Origin of the sequence: Paraburkholderia caballeronis (assembly GCF_900104845.1) — a bacterium.
GTDB classification, from domain to species: Bacteria; Pseudomonadota; Gammaproteobacteria; order Burkholderiales; family Burkholderiaceae; genus Paraburkholderia; species Paraburkholderia caballeronis.
In genome coordinates this window covers 863,060-877,754 of sequence record NZ_FNSR01000002.1, presented here as the reverse complement: position 1 = coordinate 877,754, position 14,695 = coordinate 863,060, and the positions used below count along the sequence as shown (strand labels likewise).

At 68.3% G+C, this 14,695-nt stretch carries 15 protein-coding genes; all 15 read left to right on the top strand.

Annotation, left to right across the window (positions count from 1 at the left end; genetic code table 11):
• Positions 1–4 precede the first annotated feature (4 nt).
• Positions 5–145, top strand: a complete 141-nt coding sequence (locus tag BLV92_RS31680; RefSeq protein ID WP_110332454.1) for an entericidin A/B family lipoprotein — start codon at positions 5–7, stop codon at positions 143–145.
• A gap of 71 nt (positions 146–216) precedes the next feature.
• Positions 217–870, top strand: a complete 654-nt coding sequence (gene leuD / locus BLV92_RS20430; protein WP_090548231.1) for a 3-isopropylmalate dehydratase small subunit — start codon at positions 217–219, stop codon at positions 868–870.
• A gap of 44 nt (positions 871–914) precedes the next feature.
• Positions 915–1,982 (top strand): 3-isopropylmalate dehydrogenase, encoded by a 1,068-nt coding sequence (leuB, locus tag BLV92_RS20425; RefSeq protein WP_090548230.1) that lies wholly within the window; start codon positions 915–917, stop codon positions 1,980–1,982.
• A 182-nt stretch (positions 1,983–2,164) separates the two neighbouring features.
• On the top strand, positions 2,165–2,287 hold the full coding sequence (locus BLV92_RS32935; protein WP_256216110.1) for a hypothetical protein: 123 nt from the start codon (positions 2,165–2,167) through the stop codon (positions 2,285–2,287).
• Positions 2,288–2,369: 82 nt separating this feature from the next.
• Positions 2,370–3,491, top strand: coding sequence for an aspartate-semialdehyde dehydrogenase (gene asd / locus BLV92_RS20420; protein ID WP_090548228.1), 1,122 nt, complete (start codon positions 2,370–2,372; stop codon positions 3,489–3,491).
• Between the two features lie 174 nt (positions 3,492–3,665).
• Positions 3,666–6,008 carry a FimV/HubP family polar landmark protein gene (locus BLV92_RS20415; protein WP_090548226.1) on the top strand — a complete coding sequence of 781 codons (2,343 nt, stop codon included), beginning with the start codon at positions 3,666–3,668 and terminating at the stop codon, positions 6,006–6,008.
• Between the two features lie 10 nt (positions 6,009–6,018).
• The gene (gene truA / locus BLV92_RS20410; protein WP_090548224.1) at positions 6,019–6,846 is read left to right on the top strand and encodes a tRNA pseudouridine(38-40) synthase TruA; all 828 of its coding nucleotides are present in this window, start codon (positions 6,019–6,021) and stop codon (positions 6,844–6,846) included.
• A 78-nt stretch (positions 6,847–6,924) separates the two neighbouring features.
• Positions 6,925–7,638, top strand: coding sequence for a phosphoribosylanthranilate isomerase (locus BLV92_RS20405; RefSeq protein ID WP_090548223.1), 714 nt, complete (start codon positions 6,925–6,927; stop codon positions 7,636–7,638).
• 74 nt (positions 7,639–7,712) lie between these two features.
• Positions 7,713–8,906, top strand: coding sequence for a tryptophan synthase subunit beta (trpB, locus tag BLV92_RS20400; RefSeq protein WP_090548221.1), 1,194 nt, complete (start codon positions 7,713–7,715; stop codon positions 8,904–8,906).
• A gap of 11 nt (positions 8,907–8,917) precedes the next feature.
• The gene (locus BLV92_RS20395) at positions 8,918–9,850 is read left to right on the top strand and encodes a DNA-methyltransferase (protein ID WP_090548220.1); all 933 of its coding nucleotides are present in this window, start codon (positions 8,918–8,920) and stop codon (positions 9,848–9,850) included.
• Between the two features lie 49 nt (positions 9,851–9,899).
• On the top strand, positions 9,900–10,715 hold the full coding sequence (trpA, locus tag BLV92_RS20390; RefSeq protein ID WP_090548218.1) for a tryptophan synthase subunit alpha: 816 nt from the start codon (positions 9,900–9,902) through the stop codon (positions 10,713–10,715).
• Positions 10,716–10,792: 77 nt separating this feature from the next.
• The gene (gene accD / locus BLV92_RS20385; RefSeq protein WP_090548216.1) at positions 10,793–11,665 is read left to right on the top strand and encodes an acetyl-CoA carboxylase, carboxyltransferase subunit beta; all 873 of its coding nucleotides are present in this window, start codon (positions 10,793–10,795) and stop codon (positions 11,663–11,665) included.
• A gap of 174 nt (positions 11,666–11,839) precedes the next feature.
• Positions 11,840–13,150: a bifunctional tetrahydrofolate synthase/dihydrofolate synthase gene (gene folC / locus BLV92_RS20380; protein WP_090548215.1), complete on the top strand. Its 1,311-nt coding sequence runs from the start codon at positions 11,840–11,842 to the stop codon at positions 13,148–13,150.
• 97 nt (positions 13,151–13,247) lie between these two features.
• Positions 13,248–14,174, top strand: a complete 927-nt coding sequence (locus BLV92_RS20375) for an SPOR domain-containing protein (RefSeq protein ID WP_090548213.1) — start codon at positions 13,248–13,250, stop codon at positions 14,172–14,174.
• 7 nt (positions 14,175–14,181) lie between these two features.
• Positions 14,182–14,676 (top strand): CvpA family protein, encoded by a 495-nt coding sequence (locus BLV92_RS20370; protein WP_090548211.1) that lies wholly within the window; start codon positions 14,182–14,184, stop codon positions 14,674–14,676.
• The last annotated feature ends 19 nt before the right edge of the window (positions 14,677–14,695 follow it).

Here is a 14,695-nt window from a genome sequence, read left to right as displayed (position 1 = left end):
CGATATGAAAGTACGGACGTTCTGGCGCGGCGTGGCGCTCTTTCTGCTGACCGGCGCGCTGGTCGCGCTGACCGGCTGCAACACGGTGGCCGGGTTTGGCCAGGACATCAGCAGTTCGGCGCGCACGGTGCAGCACGCGCTGTAACGCAGGCGGACAAATCGCCGGCGGCCGCCGTCCCGGTGGGGATGCGCGGGCCGCTCACAGGATCACGGATCATGGATAAATTCATTGTGCACACCGGCGTCGTCGCGCCGCTCGATCGCGAGAACGTGGACACCGACGCGATCATTCCGAAGCAGTTCCTGAAGTCGATCAAGCGCACCGGCTTCGGCCCGAACGCGTTCGACGAATGGCGCTATCTGGACCACGGCGAGCCGGGTCAGGACAACTCGAAGCGTCCGCTGAACCCGGACTTCGTGCTGAACCAGCCGCGCTACCAGGGCGCGTCGGTCCTGCTCGCGCGCAAGAACTTCGGCTGCGGCAGCTCGCGTGAGCACGCGCCATGGGCGCTTCAGCAATACGGTTTCCGCGCGCTGATCGCGCCGAGTTTCGCGGACATCTTCTACAACAACTGCTTCAAGAACGGCGTGCTGCCGATCGTGCTGTCCGAGCAGCAGGTCGATCACCTGTTCAACGAGACCTATGCGTTCAACGGCTTCAAGCTGACGATCGATCTCGACGCGCAGGTCGTGCGCACCACGGACGGCTCGGCCGAATACCCGTTCGAAGTCGCCGCGTTCCGCCGCTACTGCCTGCTGAACGGCTTCGACGACATCGGCCTCACGCTGCGCCACGCGGACAAGATCCGCCAGTACGAAGCGGAGCGCCTCGCGCGCCAGCCGTGGCTGAACCACCGCATCGTCGGATGACGGGCTTACCCAACGTATAACGGATTACAGCGAGGAAACATCGGATGAAGATTGCAGTGCTGCCGGGCGACGGCATCGGCCCCGAGATCGTCAACGAAGCCGTGAAGGTGCTGAACGCGCTCGGCGAAAAATTCGAACTGGAAGAAGCGCCGGTCGGCGGCGCGGGTTACGAGGCGAGCGGCCATCCGCTGCCGGACGCGACGCTCGCGCTCGCGAAGGCGGCGGACGCGATCCTGTTCGGCGCGGTCGGCGACTGGAAATACGACTCGCTGGAGCGCGCGCTGCGTCCTGAGCAGGCGATTCTCGGGCTGCGCAAGCATCTGCAACTGTTCGCGAACTTCCGCCCGGCGATCTGCTATCCGCAATTGACCGGCGCATCGTCCCTGAAGCCCGAGATCGTGTCGGGCCTCGACATCCTGATCGTGCGCGAACTGAACGGCGACATCTACTTCGGCTCGCCGCGCGGCACGCGCGAAGCGCCGGACGGTCCGTTCGCGGGCGCGCGCGAAGGCTTCGACACGATGCGCTATTCGGAGCCGGAAGTGCGCCGCATCGCGCACGTCGCGTTCCAGGCCGCGCAGAAGCGCGCGAAGAAGCTGACGTCGGTGGACAAGGCGAACGTGCTCGAAACGTCCCAGTTGTGGAAGGACGTGATGATCGAAGTCGCGAAGGAATATCCGGACGTCGAGCTGTCGCACATGTACGTGGACAACGCGGCGATGCAACTGGTGAAGGCGCCGAAGGCCTTCGACGTGGTCGTGACCGGCAACATGTTCGGCGACATCCTGTCGGACGAGGCCGCGATGCTGACCGGCTCGATCGGGATGCTGCCGTCCGCGTCGCTCGACGCGAACAACAAGGGGTTGTACGAGCCGTCGCACGGCTCCGCGCCGGACATCGCGGGCAAGGGCATCGCGAATCCGCTCGCGACGATCCTGTCGGCCGCGATGATGCTGCGCTACTCGCTGAACCGCGCGGAGCAGGCGGACCGCATCGAGGGCGCGGTGAAGAAGGTGCTGGAGCAGGGTTATCGCACCGCCGACATCGTGACGCCGGGCTGCACGCAGGTCGGCACGGCGGCGATGGGCGACGCGGTGGTCGCGGCGCTGTAACCGCGGTAAAAGCGTAGTAAAAAGCGGGGCGACGACGTCAAGCCGTCGTCGTCCGACGCGAGGATCGCCCGCATGGCGGTCCTCGAAAACAACGGTTGTTGCGCGCCGCTACGGTGCGTAGACGCCACAAGCGGCGTTGCGAGCCTGGCCGTAAACAGGCGGTTTTCGTGTAGACTGTGCCGATGGCGACGATCCCCCAGATCACCTCGATTTCGAAATTTCACGGCGACACCATCGCCCGTGTGATTTCGCACGCCTTCGCCACGATCAAAACGATTACCACCAAAACGATCATCAAGCGTTGATCGTCCGTCGTGCCCGCTCATCTTCCCCGCGCGGTCACTGCGGGCGACAGATGCGGGGAAGTGTCCAATTCAAGGGTTAGTCATGAACGTAGGTCTCGTAGGTTGGCGCGGCATGGTCGGCAGCGTGCTGATGCAGCGCATGCAGGAAGAACGCGATTTCGACCTGATCGAACCGGTGTTTTTCAGCACCAGCAACGCAGGCGGCGCAGCGCCGTCGTTCGCCAAAAACGAGACGAAGCTCAAGGATGCGAACAGCATCGACGAGCTGAAGAAGTGCGACGCGATCATCACCTGCCAGGGCGGCGACTACACGAACGACGTGTATCCGAAGCTGCGCGCGGCGGGCTGGAACGGCTACTGGATCGACGCGGCGTCGGCGCTGCGGATGAAGGACGACGCGGTCATCATCCTCGACCCGGTGAACCTCGACGTGATCAGGAACGCGCTGGTCAAAGGCCAGAAGGACTTCGTCGGCGGCAACTGCACGGTCAGCCTGATGCTGATGGCGCTCGGCGGCCTGTTCCGCGAGAACCTGATCGACTGGATGACCGCGATGACGTACCAGGCGGCGTCGGGCGCGGGCGCGCAGAACATGCGCGAGCTGCTGCAACAGATGGGCACGCTGTACGGCGCGGCGAAGGAAGACCTCGCGAACCCGTCGTCGGCGATCCTCGACATCGACCGCCGCGTGCTGGCCGCGATGAACAGCGACCGGATGCCGACCGACCACTTCGGCGTGCCGCTCGCCGGCTCGCTGATTCCGTGGATCGACAAGGATCTCGGCAACGGCATGTCGAAGGAAGAGTGGAAGGGCGGCGCGGAAACCAACAAGATCCTCGGCAAGCCGGCGATGGGCGAACCGGGTTCGATCCCCGTCGACGGCCTGTGCGTGCGGATCGGCGCGATGCGCTGCCACTCGCAGGCGCTGACGATCAAGCTGAAGAAGGACGTGCCGCTCGACGAGATCGACGGCATCATCGCGTCCGCGAACGACTGGGTGAAGGTCGTGCCGAACGAGCGCGAAGCGTCGATGCGCGACCTGTCGCCGGCCGTCGTGACCGGCACGCTGACGGTGCCGGTCGGCCGCCTGCGCAAGCTCGCGATGGGCGGCGAGTACCTGTCGGCGTTCACGGTCGGCGACCAGCTGCTGTGGGGGGCGGCGGAGCCGCTTCGCCGCATGTTGCGGATTCTGCTCGACAAGTGAATCCTTTAAACTACGCGGTCATGGCGCGTAGGTATCGTTGAAACAGGGGTCGAAAAAAGCGCCGCGCCAGTCGCGGCGCTTTTTTATTGCGTACCGCGCGGCTGTTCATTCGCTTCGGTTCAAGGCATCACTTCAAATCGAGAGCACCGCGACCGCGGTGCGCCAGGGCTTCTGATGATCGTTAGATTCGGTTCTGTAACCGTCGCGCCGGCGCGACGTGCGGCGTTCGCCGCGGTCGCGGCGGCGCTATTCGCGTCGGCCGGCATTCAATCCGCGCTGGCGGCCGAGGCCGCGGGCGGCGCGTCCGCGCCCGCGTCGGCAGGCCACTATACGGTCCGCGTCGGCCAGTCGTTGAACGACGTCGCCGCGGAGCTTGCGCAGACGCGCGATCCGGCGACGCTTGGCCGCGTCAGCCGCGCGCTGTTCGACGCGAACCCTGACGCGTTCATGAAGCACGGCGGGATCAAGGATCCGAGCCGGCTGAAGATCGGCGCGGTGCTGAACGTGCCGGCGATGGCGGAGATTCCGGGCGGGGCGGCGTCGGAGCCGGCTGCGGCTTCGACTCCCGCTCCCGCTCCGGTTTCGTCGGCGGCGGCAACTACGGCTGCTGCGCCGGCAGCGGCCGCGAAGGCGGGCGGGGCTTCGGCTGCGGTCGCCGGCAGCGCGCCCGCGCCGGCCGTATCGGCTGCGTCGCCGGCGGCTGCGGCATCTGCTCCTGTCACGGCTGCGGCCGGCGCGTCCGCTCCGGCGACAGCCGCGGTTGCCGGTTCGTCGGCCGCGCAGGCGTCCGCCGCCTCTTCCGCGCAGCCGGTGTCGGCGGCTGCCGCTGCGAGCCCGACCAGCGCGGCGGCGGTGGCGGGCGCGAGCGTGCCGGCTGCGTCGTCGGGTCCGGCCGCGCCGGAAGCTTCCGCGAGCGATGCGCAACACGTGTGGTCCGGCGCGATCCAGGCCGCGCCGGCTGGCGCGTCGTCGGGCGCGGCAGCGGCGAACGCGGCGTCGGCCGCGCATCCGCAGGCGCCGGTGTCGAGCATCCAGGAACTGCTTGCGCTGAAGAACCGCGTGCTGATGGCGCTGCAAAAGCACGGCATCGGCAAGCCCGCGCAGTCGGCGGTCGGCGCGCCAGCGGCTGCGCCAGCGCAGGGCAACGCCACGAGCGGCGCGGCGGCGGCGCCCATCGTCAATACGTCGCGCAGCGGCAATCCCATGGCCGATTTGCCGCCAGTCGTGATCGGCGTGACGGCGGCGATCGGCGCGGTCGTGCTCGCGCTGCTGCTCGGCCGCGCGCTGCGCCGTCGCAAGCCCGGATCGCCGCGATCCGATGAGGGCAACGGTCCGTCGCCGGAACCGACCGGTGGCGGTGACGCTCGCGTTGCCGATGCGGTGCCGGAGCCGAAGTCGCGTGAGCCGGTGTTGTCGCCGGTGACGCCGGCTGTCGTGGCGGCCACGGCGGCGGGCGTGGCCGCGGCCGCGTCGTCGGCCGAAGCCGAGCCGCAGCACGACGAAACGCTCGACCCCGCGACGGATGCCGCCGGCTTTGCCGCCGCGACGTCGCTCGGCGCGGATGCGCTGCCGCCGACGCTGTTCGAGTCGCCGCACGGCGTGCCGCTGTCCGACGAACGCGAGCCGGCCGTCCCCGATGCACCTGTTCCCGACACGCACGCAGAGCACGCCGAGCCGCAGGTTCGCGGCGAGGAGCCGGGCGAGCCCGAGACGCTGGCGGACGCAACCCGCGCGGCGAGTTTCGAAGCTGCGGCGGCGCTCGGCGCATCTGCGCTGCCGCCGGAGAGCCTCGAAACGGCGTGGGTGGACGCCGCCGCAGCGGAATTCGCGCCGCACGCGGAAACCGAACCGCAGATCGAGCCGCCCGCGCCGCAGGAGCCGGAAGCGAGCGAGCCGCTGGAGCCGTATCAGCCGGAAGAGCCGGTTGCCGCTGTCGAACCCGCGCCGCCAGCCGTCGAGCCCGAGCAGCCCATCGCTCCGGCGGAAGTAGCCGCGCCGATCGCCGAAGCCGCAACCGAATCGCCGGCCGCTACGCCGGCCGACTTCCCGACCGACGCTGTCGCCGCGCTCGACACGCTGGACATGCCGCTGCCGCCGCGCACCGGCGAGCCGGTGTCGGCCGCGCCGCTGTCGTCGGAGCCGGTTGCGTCGCCGGAGACGACCGAACGCCACGCCGTGCCGCTGCACGAGCCGTCCGCGCCGGCGGCCGGCGGCGAGATCGAGGCCGGCACGACCGGCGCGGGCTCGATCGCCGGTCTGGGCGCCGCGCGTTTCGGCACGCTGTCGCTCGACTTCGATCTGAACCTGCCGCCGGATTCGGCCGAGCCGCTGCCGGTGTTCACGCCCGAACAACTGGCGCGGATCGCGCGCAACAAGCTCGATCTCGCGAACGAGTACATCGCGCTCGGCGACCTGGCGGGCGCGCGCGCGCTGATCACCGAGGTGATCGAGTCGAACGACCACGCGACGCGCGCCGACGCGCAGGCGCTCCTCGCGACGCTCGCGCCGCTCTCGTGACGCGGTCCGTATGCGTATCGCGCTAGGCATCCTGTACGACGGAGCGGCGTTCTGCGGATGGCAGTCGCAGCCGCACGGCAAGACGGTGCAGGATGCGCTGGAGCGCGCGCTGCGCGAGTTCGCGTGCGTGCCGCTGGCGACCGTCGTCGCGGGCCGCACCGACACCGGCGTGCACGGACTCGGCCAGGTCGTCCATTTCGACACCGACCTCGACCGCACGGCGTTCTCGTGGGTGCGCGGCACGAACGCATTCCTGCCGCCGACGGTCGCCGTGCAGTGGGCGCAGCCGATGCCGGATGCCTTCCACGCGCGCTTCTCGGCGTTCGAGCGCACGTACTACTACGTGCTGTACGTGCATCCGGTGCGTTCGCCGATGCTTACCGGCCGCGCGGGCTGGATCCACACGCCGCTCGACGTCGACGCGATGCGCGCCGCCGCCGGTTGCCTGATCGGCGAGCACGACTTTTCCGCGTTCCGCTCGTCCGAGTGCCAGGCGAAGACGCCGGTCAAGCACCTGTACCAGATCGACATCCGGCCGCAGGGCGACTTCATCCATTTCCGCTTTCGCGCGAATGCGTTCCTGCATCACATGGTGCGCAACCTGATGGGATGCCTCGTCGCGGTCGGGCGCGGGCGCTATCCGGCGGCGTGGCTCGCGGACGTGCTCGCGGGCCGCGACCGCACGCGCGCCGCGCCGACGTTCATGCCGGACGGCCTGTATCTCGCGCGGGTAGGATATCCTGACGAATTCGCGGTTCCGGCGCCGCACACCGGCAGCGTGCCGTGGAGCGCGGTGTGGGCCGACGATGATCCGCCGCGTGATCTGCGCGCCAGCTAGATCCGCACAGATCCGCCGTCCACCGCGAGCCAAACGCAGAACCCCGATTCGCCAGCACCGACACCATCCGTACACGCCATGACTTCAGCCGATCTGCCCGCCCCGCACGACGCCGCCGCTTCCGACCGCGCACCGGCGGCGCATCGCACGCGCATCAAGCTGTGCGGGTTGTCCACGCCCGAGTCCGTCGCGCACGCGATCGCGCTCGGCGCAGACGCGATCGGCCTCGTGTTCTATCCGCCGAGCCCGCGCTCGGTCAGCATTGCACAGGCGGTCGAGCTGACCCGCGAGATTCCGCCGTTCGTGTCCGTGGTTGGCCTGTTCGTGAACGCGACGCCGCAATGGATCGGCGAGGTCGCGAGCAACGTATCGCTGACGCTGTTGCAGTTCCACGGCGACGAGACCCCCGGGCAGTGCGAATCGCTCGCGTCGGTTGCCGGTTTGCCCTGGTTGCGCGCGCTGCGCGTCGCGCCGGATACTCGCGAGGCCGATTTGATAGAATCGGCACACCGTTATTCATCGGCCAGCGGCCTGCTGTTCGACACCCATGTCGACGGCTACGGCGGCGGCGGAAAGGTCTTCGATTGGTCACTTATTCCCGCAGGGCTCGCGCGTCGGGCCGTTTTGAGTGGTGGGTTGAACGCGCAAAACGTCAGTGAGGCGATCCGCCAGGTGCGCCCGTTCGCTGTCGATGTCTCCAGTGGCATCGAAGTGCCGGGCGCCAAGGGCGTGAAGGATCACGCCCGCATGGCGGCGTTCGTGAGCGCGGTGCGCGAAGCGGACGCTCAGTGACCCAGTGGGACGATTCCGGCAGTCAATGCGCTCGCGCAATGCGGCGCGCGCTGCCGGTTCTCTGAGAGTGACTCATGTATAACTTGCCCGATGAACGGGGCCATTTCGGCCCGTATGGCGGCGTGTTCGTCGCCGAAACGCTGATGCAGGCGATCGACGAACTGCGCGGCGCCTATGCGAAATACCAGCACGATCCCGAGTTCGTCGCCGAATACCAGCGCGAGCTGAAGCATTTCGTCGGCCGTCCGTCGCCGGTCTATCACGCCGAACGCTGGAGCACGCTGCTCGGCGGCGCGCAGATTTATCTGAAGCGCGAAGACCTGAACCACACCGGCGCGCACAAGATCAACAACGTGATCGGCCAGGCGCTGCTTGCGAAGCGCATGGGCAAGCCGCGCGTGATCGCGGAAACCGGCGCGGGCCAGCACGGCGTCGCGACGGCGACGATCGCCGCGCGTTTCGGGATGGAATGCGTCGTCTACATGGGCGCGGAGGACGTGAAGCGCCAGGCGGCGAACGTGTACCGGATGAAGCTGCTGGGCGCGACCGTCGTGCCGGTCGAGTCCGGCTCGCGCACGCTGAAGGACGCGCTGAACGAGGCGATGCGCGACTGGGTGACGAACGTCGAGAACACGTTCTACATCATCGGCACCGTGGCCGGCCCGCACCCGTATCCGATGATGGTGCGCGACTTCCAGCGCGTGATCGGCGACGAATGCCGCGTCCAGATGCCCGAAATGACCGGCCGCCAGCCGGATGCGGTGATCGCGAGCGTCGGCGGCGGTTCGAACGCGATGGGGATCTTCTACCCATACATCGACGACACGGCGGTGCAGCTGATCGGCGTCGAGGCGGCCGGCGACGGCATCGAAACCGGCCGTCACGCGGCGTCGCTGACCGGCGGCACGCCGGGCGTGCTGCACGGCAACCGCACCTATCTCTTGCAGGACGACGACGGCCAGATCATCGAGACGCATTCGATCTCCGCCGGCCTCGACTATCCGGGCGTCGGCCCCGAGCACGCGTGGCTGAAGGACAGCGGCCGCGCGCAATACGTGCCGATTACCGACGAAGAGGCGCTGAAGGCGTTCCACGACTGCTGCCGGATCGAGGGCATCATCCCGGCGCTCGAATCGAGCCACGCGCTCGCGTATGCGACGAAGCTCGCCCCGACCTTGCCGAAGGAGAAGATCCTGCTGGTGAACCTGTCGGGCCGCGGCGACAAGGACATGCATACGGTCGCCGAGCGCTCGGGCCTTCGGTTCTGACTGGCGTGACGATGCGCGACGAGTTCGACGAGCCGCAACCCCCGGCGCCGTGCGGCGCGCCGGCGGACGCCGACGCGGGTGCGGGTGCCGTGGCGGCTGCCGCCGTGCAGCCGCCGTCCGCGCCAGCGCCGCTGCTCGCGACGGTGCCGGACGGCATCCGCCTCCTGAACCGCGATTTCCTGACCGATGCGGCGAACCTGCCGGACGCGTCAATCGACCTGATCGTCGCGGACCCGCCGTACGGCCTCGGCAAGGACTACGGCAACGATTCGGACATGCGCTCCGGCGAGGACTTCCTTGCGTGGACCCGCGCCTGGCTGGAGCTGGCGATCCCGAAGCTCAAGCCGTCCGGCTCGCTGTACGTGTTCTGCACGTGGCAGTACGCGCCCGAGATCTTCGTGTTCCTGAAGTCGAGGCTCACGATGATCAACGAGATCGTCTGGGACCGGCGCGTGCCGAGCATGGGCGGCACGACGCGCCGGTTCACGTCGGTTCACGACAACATCGGCTTTTTCGCGGTGTCGAAGAATTATTATTTCGACCTCGATCCCGTCCGCATCCCGTACGATGCCGTCACGAAGAAAGCGCGTTCGCGAAAAATATTCGAAGGCAGCAGGTGGCTGGAACTCGGCTACAACCCGAAGGACGTCTGGTCCGTGTCGCGCCTGCACCGGCAGCATGCGGAGCGGGTCGATCACCCGACCCAGAAGCCTTTGGAGATCGTCGAGCGGATGGTGCTCGCGAGCTGCCCGCCGGGCGGCCGCGTGCTGGACCCGTTCATGGGCAGCGGCACCACCGCGGTCGCCTGCGCGCGTCAGCAGCGCGAATTCGTCGGCTATGAAATCAACGAAAGCTATTGCGCGATCGCGCGCGAGCGCGTGAGCGCGGCGGGGTCGTCCGCCGTGCCCGCGTCCGCCGCGGGGCCGGTCGCGGCTGGCGCTTGAGCCGCCGCCGCGCGGTTGTCGCGCAATGCATTTAACAGAGGACTTAACGATGTCCCGTATCAAGAACACGTTCGACGCGCTGGCTGCCCAGCGCAGGAAAGGCCTGATCCCGTTCATCACCGCCGGCGACCCCGATCCGGCGCGCACCGTCGAATTCATGCACGCGCTCGCCGCCGGCGGCGCGGACGTGATCGAACTCGGCGTGCCGTTCTCCGACCCGATGGCCGACGGCCCGGTGATCCAGCAGTCGTCCGAGCGCGCGCTCGCGAAGGGCGTGTCGCTGCGGCACGTGCTCGCGGACGTGAAGCGTTTCCGCGCAACGGACGACCGCACGCCGGTCGTGCTGATGGGTTACGCGAACCCGATCGAGCGGATGGGCGCCGACGCGTTCGCGGCGGCCGCGAAGGACGCCGGCGTCGACGGCGTGCTGATCGTCGATTACCCGCCCGAGGAATCGGTGGGTTTCGCCGCGAAGATGCGCGAGGCCGGCATTGATCCGATCTTCCTGCTCGCGCCGACCTCCACCGACGGGCGGATCGCGGAAGTCGGCCGCGCGGCGAGCGGCTATGTGTACTACGTGTCGCTGAAGGGCGTGACCGGCGCCGGAAATCTGGACGTTTCCAGCATCGCGGGTAAAATCCCGGCCATCAAGGCGCACGTGCCGCTGCCGGTCGGGGTCGGATTCGGCATCCGCGACGCGCAGACGGCCGCCGCGGTCGCCGAAGTGGCCGATGCGGTCGTGATCGGCAGCCGGATCGTGCAGTTGCTGCAACAGACCGCGCCGGACGCGGCGGTCGCGACGCTCACGCAGTTCATCGCGGACATTCGACGCGCGATCGACGGCGTAGCGGCCGGTACGCGGTAAAATCCGCTTTTCGCCATGCGCGGCCGGGGTCGGACCCGCCGCGCCGCGCATCACGAAGGTCAATGAAGGAAACGTCAATGAGCTGGCTCGACAAACTGCTGCCGCCAAAAATCAAGCAAACCGATCCGAAGAGCCGCAAGGGCATTCCGGAAGGGCTGTGGATCAAGTGCCCGAACTGCGAGGCGGTGTTGTATCGCAACGACGTCGAGGCGAACCAGCACGTCTGCCCGAAATGCGACCACCACATGCGGATCGGCTCGCGCGAGCGGCTCGACGCGCTGCTCGACCCGGAAGGCCGCTATGAGATCGGCCAGGAAATCATCCCGGTCGACGCGCTGAAGTTCAAGGACAGCCGCAAGTACCCGGAGCGCCTGAAAGAGGCGATGGAAGAGACCGGCGAAACCGACGCGATGGTCGTGATGGGCGGCGCGATCCATACGCTGCCGGTCGTGGTCGCGTGTTTCGAGTTCTCGTTCATGGGCGGCTCGATGGGTTCGGTGGTCGGCGAGCGTTTCGTGCGCGGCGTGCAGAACGCGATCGAGCAGCAGGTGCCGTTCATCTGCTTCACCGCATCGGGCGGCGCGCGGATGCAGGAGAGCCTGCTGTCGCTGATGCAGATGGCCAAGACCACCGCGATGCTGACGAAGCTCGCCGAAGCGAAGCTGCCGTTCATCTCGGTGCTGACCGATCCGACGATGGGTGGCGTGTCCGCGAGTTTCGCGTTCCTCGGCGACGTCGTGATCGCCGAACCGAAGGCGCTGATCGGCTTCGCCGGCCCGCGCGTGATCGAGCAGACGGTGCGCGAGAAGCTGCCGGAAGGTTTCCAGCGCGCGGAATTCCTGATGCAGAAGGGCGCGATCGACATGATCGTCGACCGCCGCAAGCTGCGCGAGGAGATCGCGCAACTGATCGCGCTGCTGTCGCGCCAGCCCGCCGACGCGGTGGCCTGACACCCGAGCCGTGCCGGGCGCCGCGCGTCGCGCGCGGCCCCGTCCTTCGCGCGCCGCGAGCGAAAGCAAGCGGCGCGTTGTCATTTCCGGGATAATCCGGGTTTTCGCGGAGCCTGGCTCCGCGACTCCGCCGACGGCAATGCCCGCTTTCTTCCGCCCAACCCGAATCGTTCGATGAGTACCTTTCCCAGCCTCGACGCGTGGCTCACGCATCTCGAATCCGCGCATCCGGTCGGCATCGACATGGGGCTCCACCGGATCCGCCAGGTGAAGGACGCGCTGCAGCTGCGCTTCGACTGCCCGATCTTCACGGTCGGCGGCACGAACGGGAAGGGCTCGACCTGCGCGATCCTCGAAGCGATCCTGCTGAAAGCCGGCTACCGGGTCGGCTGCCATACGTCGCCGCATCTGCTGTCGTTCAACGAGCGCGCGCGAATCGACGGCGAGCAGGCGTCCGACGACGATCTGCTGCCGCATTTCGAGGCGGTCGAGGCCGCGCGGCTGTCGCTCGCGCAGCCGGTGTCGCTCACGTACTTCGAATTCACGACGCTCGCGATCATGCATCTGTTCGCGTCGCGCGGACTCGATGCGGCGATCTTCGAAGTGGGCCTCGGCGGCCGGCTCGACGCGGTGAACGTGCTCGACACCGACTGCGCGATCATCACGAGCATCGACATCGACCACACCGAATATCTCGGCGACACGCGCGAGAAGATCGCGCTGGAGAAGGCCGGCGTTTTCCGCGCGGGCAAGCCGGCGATCTGCGCCGATCCGATGGCGCCGCACACGCTGATCGACTACGCGGACGAGGTCGACGCCGATCTGTGGCTGTTCGGCCGCGATTTCCGCTACGAAGGGCAGGCGGGCAGCGAGCGCCAGCAGTGGAGCTACGTCGGCCGCACGATGCGGCGCTCGGCGCTCGCGTACCCGGCGCTGCGCGGCGCGAACCAGTTGATCAACACGTCGGCCGCGCTCGCGGGCCTCGAAGCGATGCGCGACCGGCTGCCGGTGTCCGCGCAGGACATCCGCCTCGGCCTCGCGAACGTCGAGCTGCCGGGACGCTTCCAGGTGCTGCCGGGCAAGCCGTCGGTCGTGCTCGACGTCGGCCACAATCCGCATGCGGCGGCGGTGCTCGGGCAGAATCTCGGCAGCATGGGCTATTTTCCGTACACCTACGCGGTGTTCGGCTCGATGCGGGACAAGGACATCGCGGGCGTGATCGGCCAGTTGAAGGGCGAGATCGATCACTGGTGCGTGACGACGCTGCCGGGACCGCGCGGCGCGAGCGCAGAGCAGCTTGAGGCGGCGCTGCGCGACGCGGGCGTGGCGGACGGGCCGGACAGCAGCGTTACGCGCTACGAAGCGCCTGCGCTCGCGTTCCAACATGCGCTAAAACACGCAACCGAAAATGATAGAATCGTGGTTTTCGGCAGTTTCCTTACGGTCGCGGGCGTGATGGCCTGGCGTAAATCGCAGCAGCACTGACGCAATCGCGGCCCGTCTCTCGCAAGTCGTGACGCAACGGCGACGTAAACGCAGCGGCGCAGAAGCGGAATAGAAGCGGAGCAAAAAGCAGCCACACATGGGAATTTTTTCGTTCGGCAAGAAAGACGAAGCGCCCGCGCGGCGTGGCTCCAACGCTGGCGCGAGCCGCCGGAGCAACCAGGGCGCGCGCGTCGAGCGGCGCAGCCGCCGTCCGGACCGGTCGAGCGATGCCGAGGCGATGCTGCTCGACCCGACGCTGCCGGAAAAGCAGCGCGCGCGTCGCCGCCTCGTCGGCGCGATCGCGCTGGTGATCGCGGCGGTCATCGTGCTGCCGATGATCCTCGATTCGCATCCGAAACCCGTCACCGACGACATCGCGATCGACATTCCGAGCCGCCCCGCGCCGAAGGCGCCGGCCGACGACGATGCCGAGGACACCCAGGCGGGCGTCGCGCCGGACAATCCGCCGGCGGCCGAAGCCGCGCTCGGCGCGTCGGGCCTCTCGACGGCCGGCAATGCGCCGGCACCCGCCGCCGCGCAGAAATCCGCCCCGTCATCGACGCAAACCGCGCAGGCCACGCCGCCTGCCGCACCCGCAAAACAATCCGCACCCGCCAAACCGCCAGCCCAGACGCGCGCGGACAACACGCCGCCCGCCGCCAAGCCGGCACAGCGCGCGCCGGCCGCGACGACCGCGCAGCGCCAGGCCGCGCCGTCCGATACCGACGTCGAGCCGAATTCGTCGTCATCCGACGACGCGGGCACGCCGTCTGCGCCGCCGGGTGCGCGTTACGCGCTGCAACTCGGCTCGTTCCCGGACGACGCGAGCGCGCGCAGCTGGGCGACGAAGTTGAAAGCGGCAGGCGTACCCGTATATACCGAGCACCGCAAACAGCCGGACGGCACGACGCGCACGCTGTTGCGCGCAGGGCCGTTCGCGGACCGCGCGGCGGCGTCGGCGGCGATCGCGAAGGTGCGGGCGGCCGGCCTCGGGTCGGGTTCGAACGGCGGCGGCGCGGAATAACCTGCCGATGTTCACCGCATTCGACTACGCTGTATTGGCGGTGATCGGCCTGTCGGCGCTGCGCGGAGCATGGCGCGGGTTCGTCGGCGAGATATTCGGGCTGATCGGCTGGATCGCCGCGTTCATCGTCGCGTGCCGTTTCGTCGATCACGTGGTGCCGTGGATTCCGGCGAACTGGCCGGGCGGCGGGCTGACCCAGTGGCTGCTCGCGTTCGCGCTGATCGTGATCGGCGTGGTGCTGGTGGCGAGCGTCGCGAACGCGCTGTTGACCCGGCTCGTGACGGCGAGCGGACTGTCCGGCGTGGACCGGTCGCTCGGCATGATGTTCGGCCTCGTGCGAGGTGTCGTGCTGGTGCTGGTTCTGGTCGTCCTCGGCGGCTTGACCGAACTGCCCCAGCAGAATTTCTGGCGCGATGCGCTGCTGCGGCCGTATGCCGAGCAGGGCGTGCGCGAACTGAAGCCGCTGCTGCCCGACCCGCTGGCCGCATACGTGCACGTATGACGTGCGGTATGCGGCGCCG

What these genes read in the sequence shown, in the direction of transcription:
- BLV92_RS31680 (WP_110332454.1), top strand. Translation starts at nt 5, where the DNA reads ATGAAAGTACGGACGTTCTGGCGCGGCGTGGCGCTCTTTCTGCTGACC.
- leuD (WP_090548231.1), top strand. Translation starts at nt 217, where the DNA reads ATGGATAAATTCATTGTGCACACCGGCGTCGTCGCGCCGCTCGATCGC.
- leuB (WP_090548230.1), top strand. Translation starts at nt 915, where the DNA reads ATGAAGATTGCAGTGCTGCCGGGCGACGGCATCGGCCCCGAGATCGTC.
- BLV92_RS32935 (WP_256216110.1), top strand. Translation starts at nt 2,165, where the DNA reads ATGGCGACGATCCCCCAGATCACCTCGATTTCGAAATTTCACGGCGAC.
- asd (WP_090548228.1), top strand. Translation starts at nt 2,370, where the DNA reads ATGAACGTAGGTCTCGTAGGTTGGCGCGGCATGGTCGGCAGCGTGCTG.
- BLV92_RS20415 (WP_090548226.1), top strand. Translation starts at nt 3,666, where the DNA reads ATGATCGTTAGATTCGGTTCTGTAACCGTCGCGCCGGCGCGACGTGCG.
- truA (WP_090548224.1), top strand. Translation starts at nt 6,019, where the DNA reads ATGCGTATCGCGCTAGGCATCCTGTACGACGGAGCGGCGTTCTGCGGA.
- BLV92_RS20405 (WP_090548223.1), top strand. Translation starts at nt 6,925, where the DNA reads ATGACTTCAGCCGATCTGCCCGCCCCGCACGACGCCGCCGCTTCCGAC.
- trpB (WP_090548221.1), top strand. Translation starts at nt 7,713, where the DNA reads ATGTATAACTTGCCCGATGAACGGGGCCATTTCGGCCCGTATGGCGGC.
- BLV92_RS20395 (WP_090548220.1), top strand. Translation starts at nt 8,918, where the DNA reads ATGCGCGACGAGTTCGACGAGCCGCAACCCCCGGCGCCGTGCGGCGCG.
- trpA (WP_090548218.1), top strand. Translation starts at nt 9,900, where the DNA reads ATGTCCCGTATCAAGAACACGTTCGACGCGCTGGCTGCCCAGCGCAGG.
- accD (WP_090548216.1), top strand. Translation starts at nt 10,793, where the DNA reads ATGAGCTGGCTCGACAAACTGCTGCCGCCAAAAATCAAGCAAACCGAT.
- folC (WP_090548215.1), top strand. Translation starts at nt 11,840, where the DNA reads ATGAGTACCTTTCCCAGCCTCGACGCGTGGCTCACGCATCTCGAATCC.
- BLV92_RS20375 (WP_090548213.1), top strand. Translation starts at nt 13,248, where the DNA reads ATGGGAATTTTTTCGTTCGGCAAGAAAGACGAAGCGCCCGCGCGGCGT.
- BLV92_RS20370 (WP_090548211.1), top strand. Translation starts at nt 14,182, where the DNA reads ATGTTCACCGCATTCGACTACGCTGTATTGGCGGTGATCGGCCTGTCG.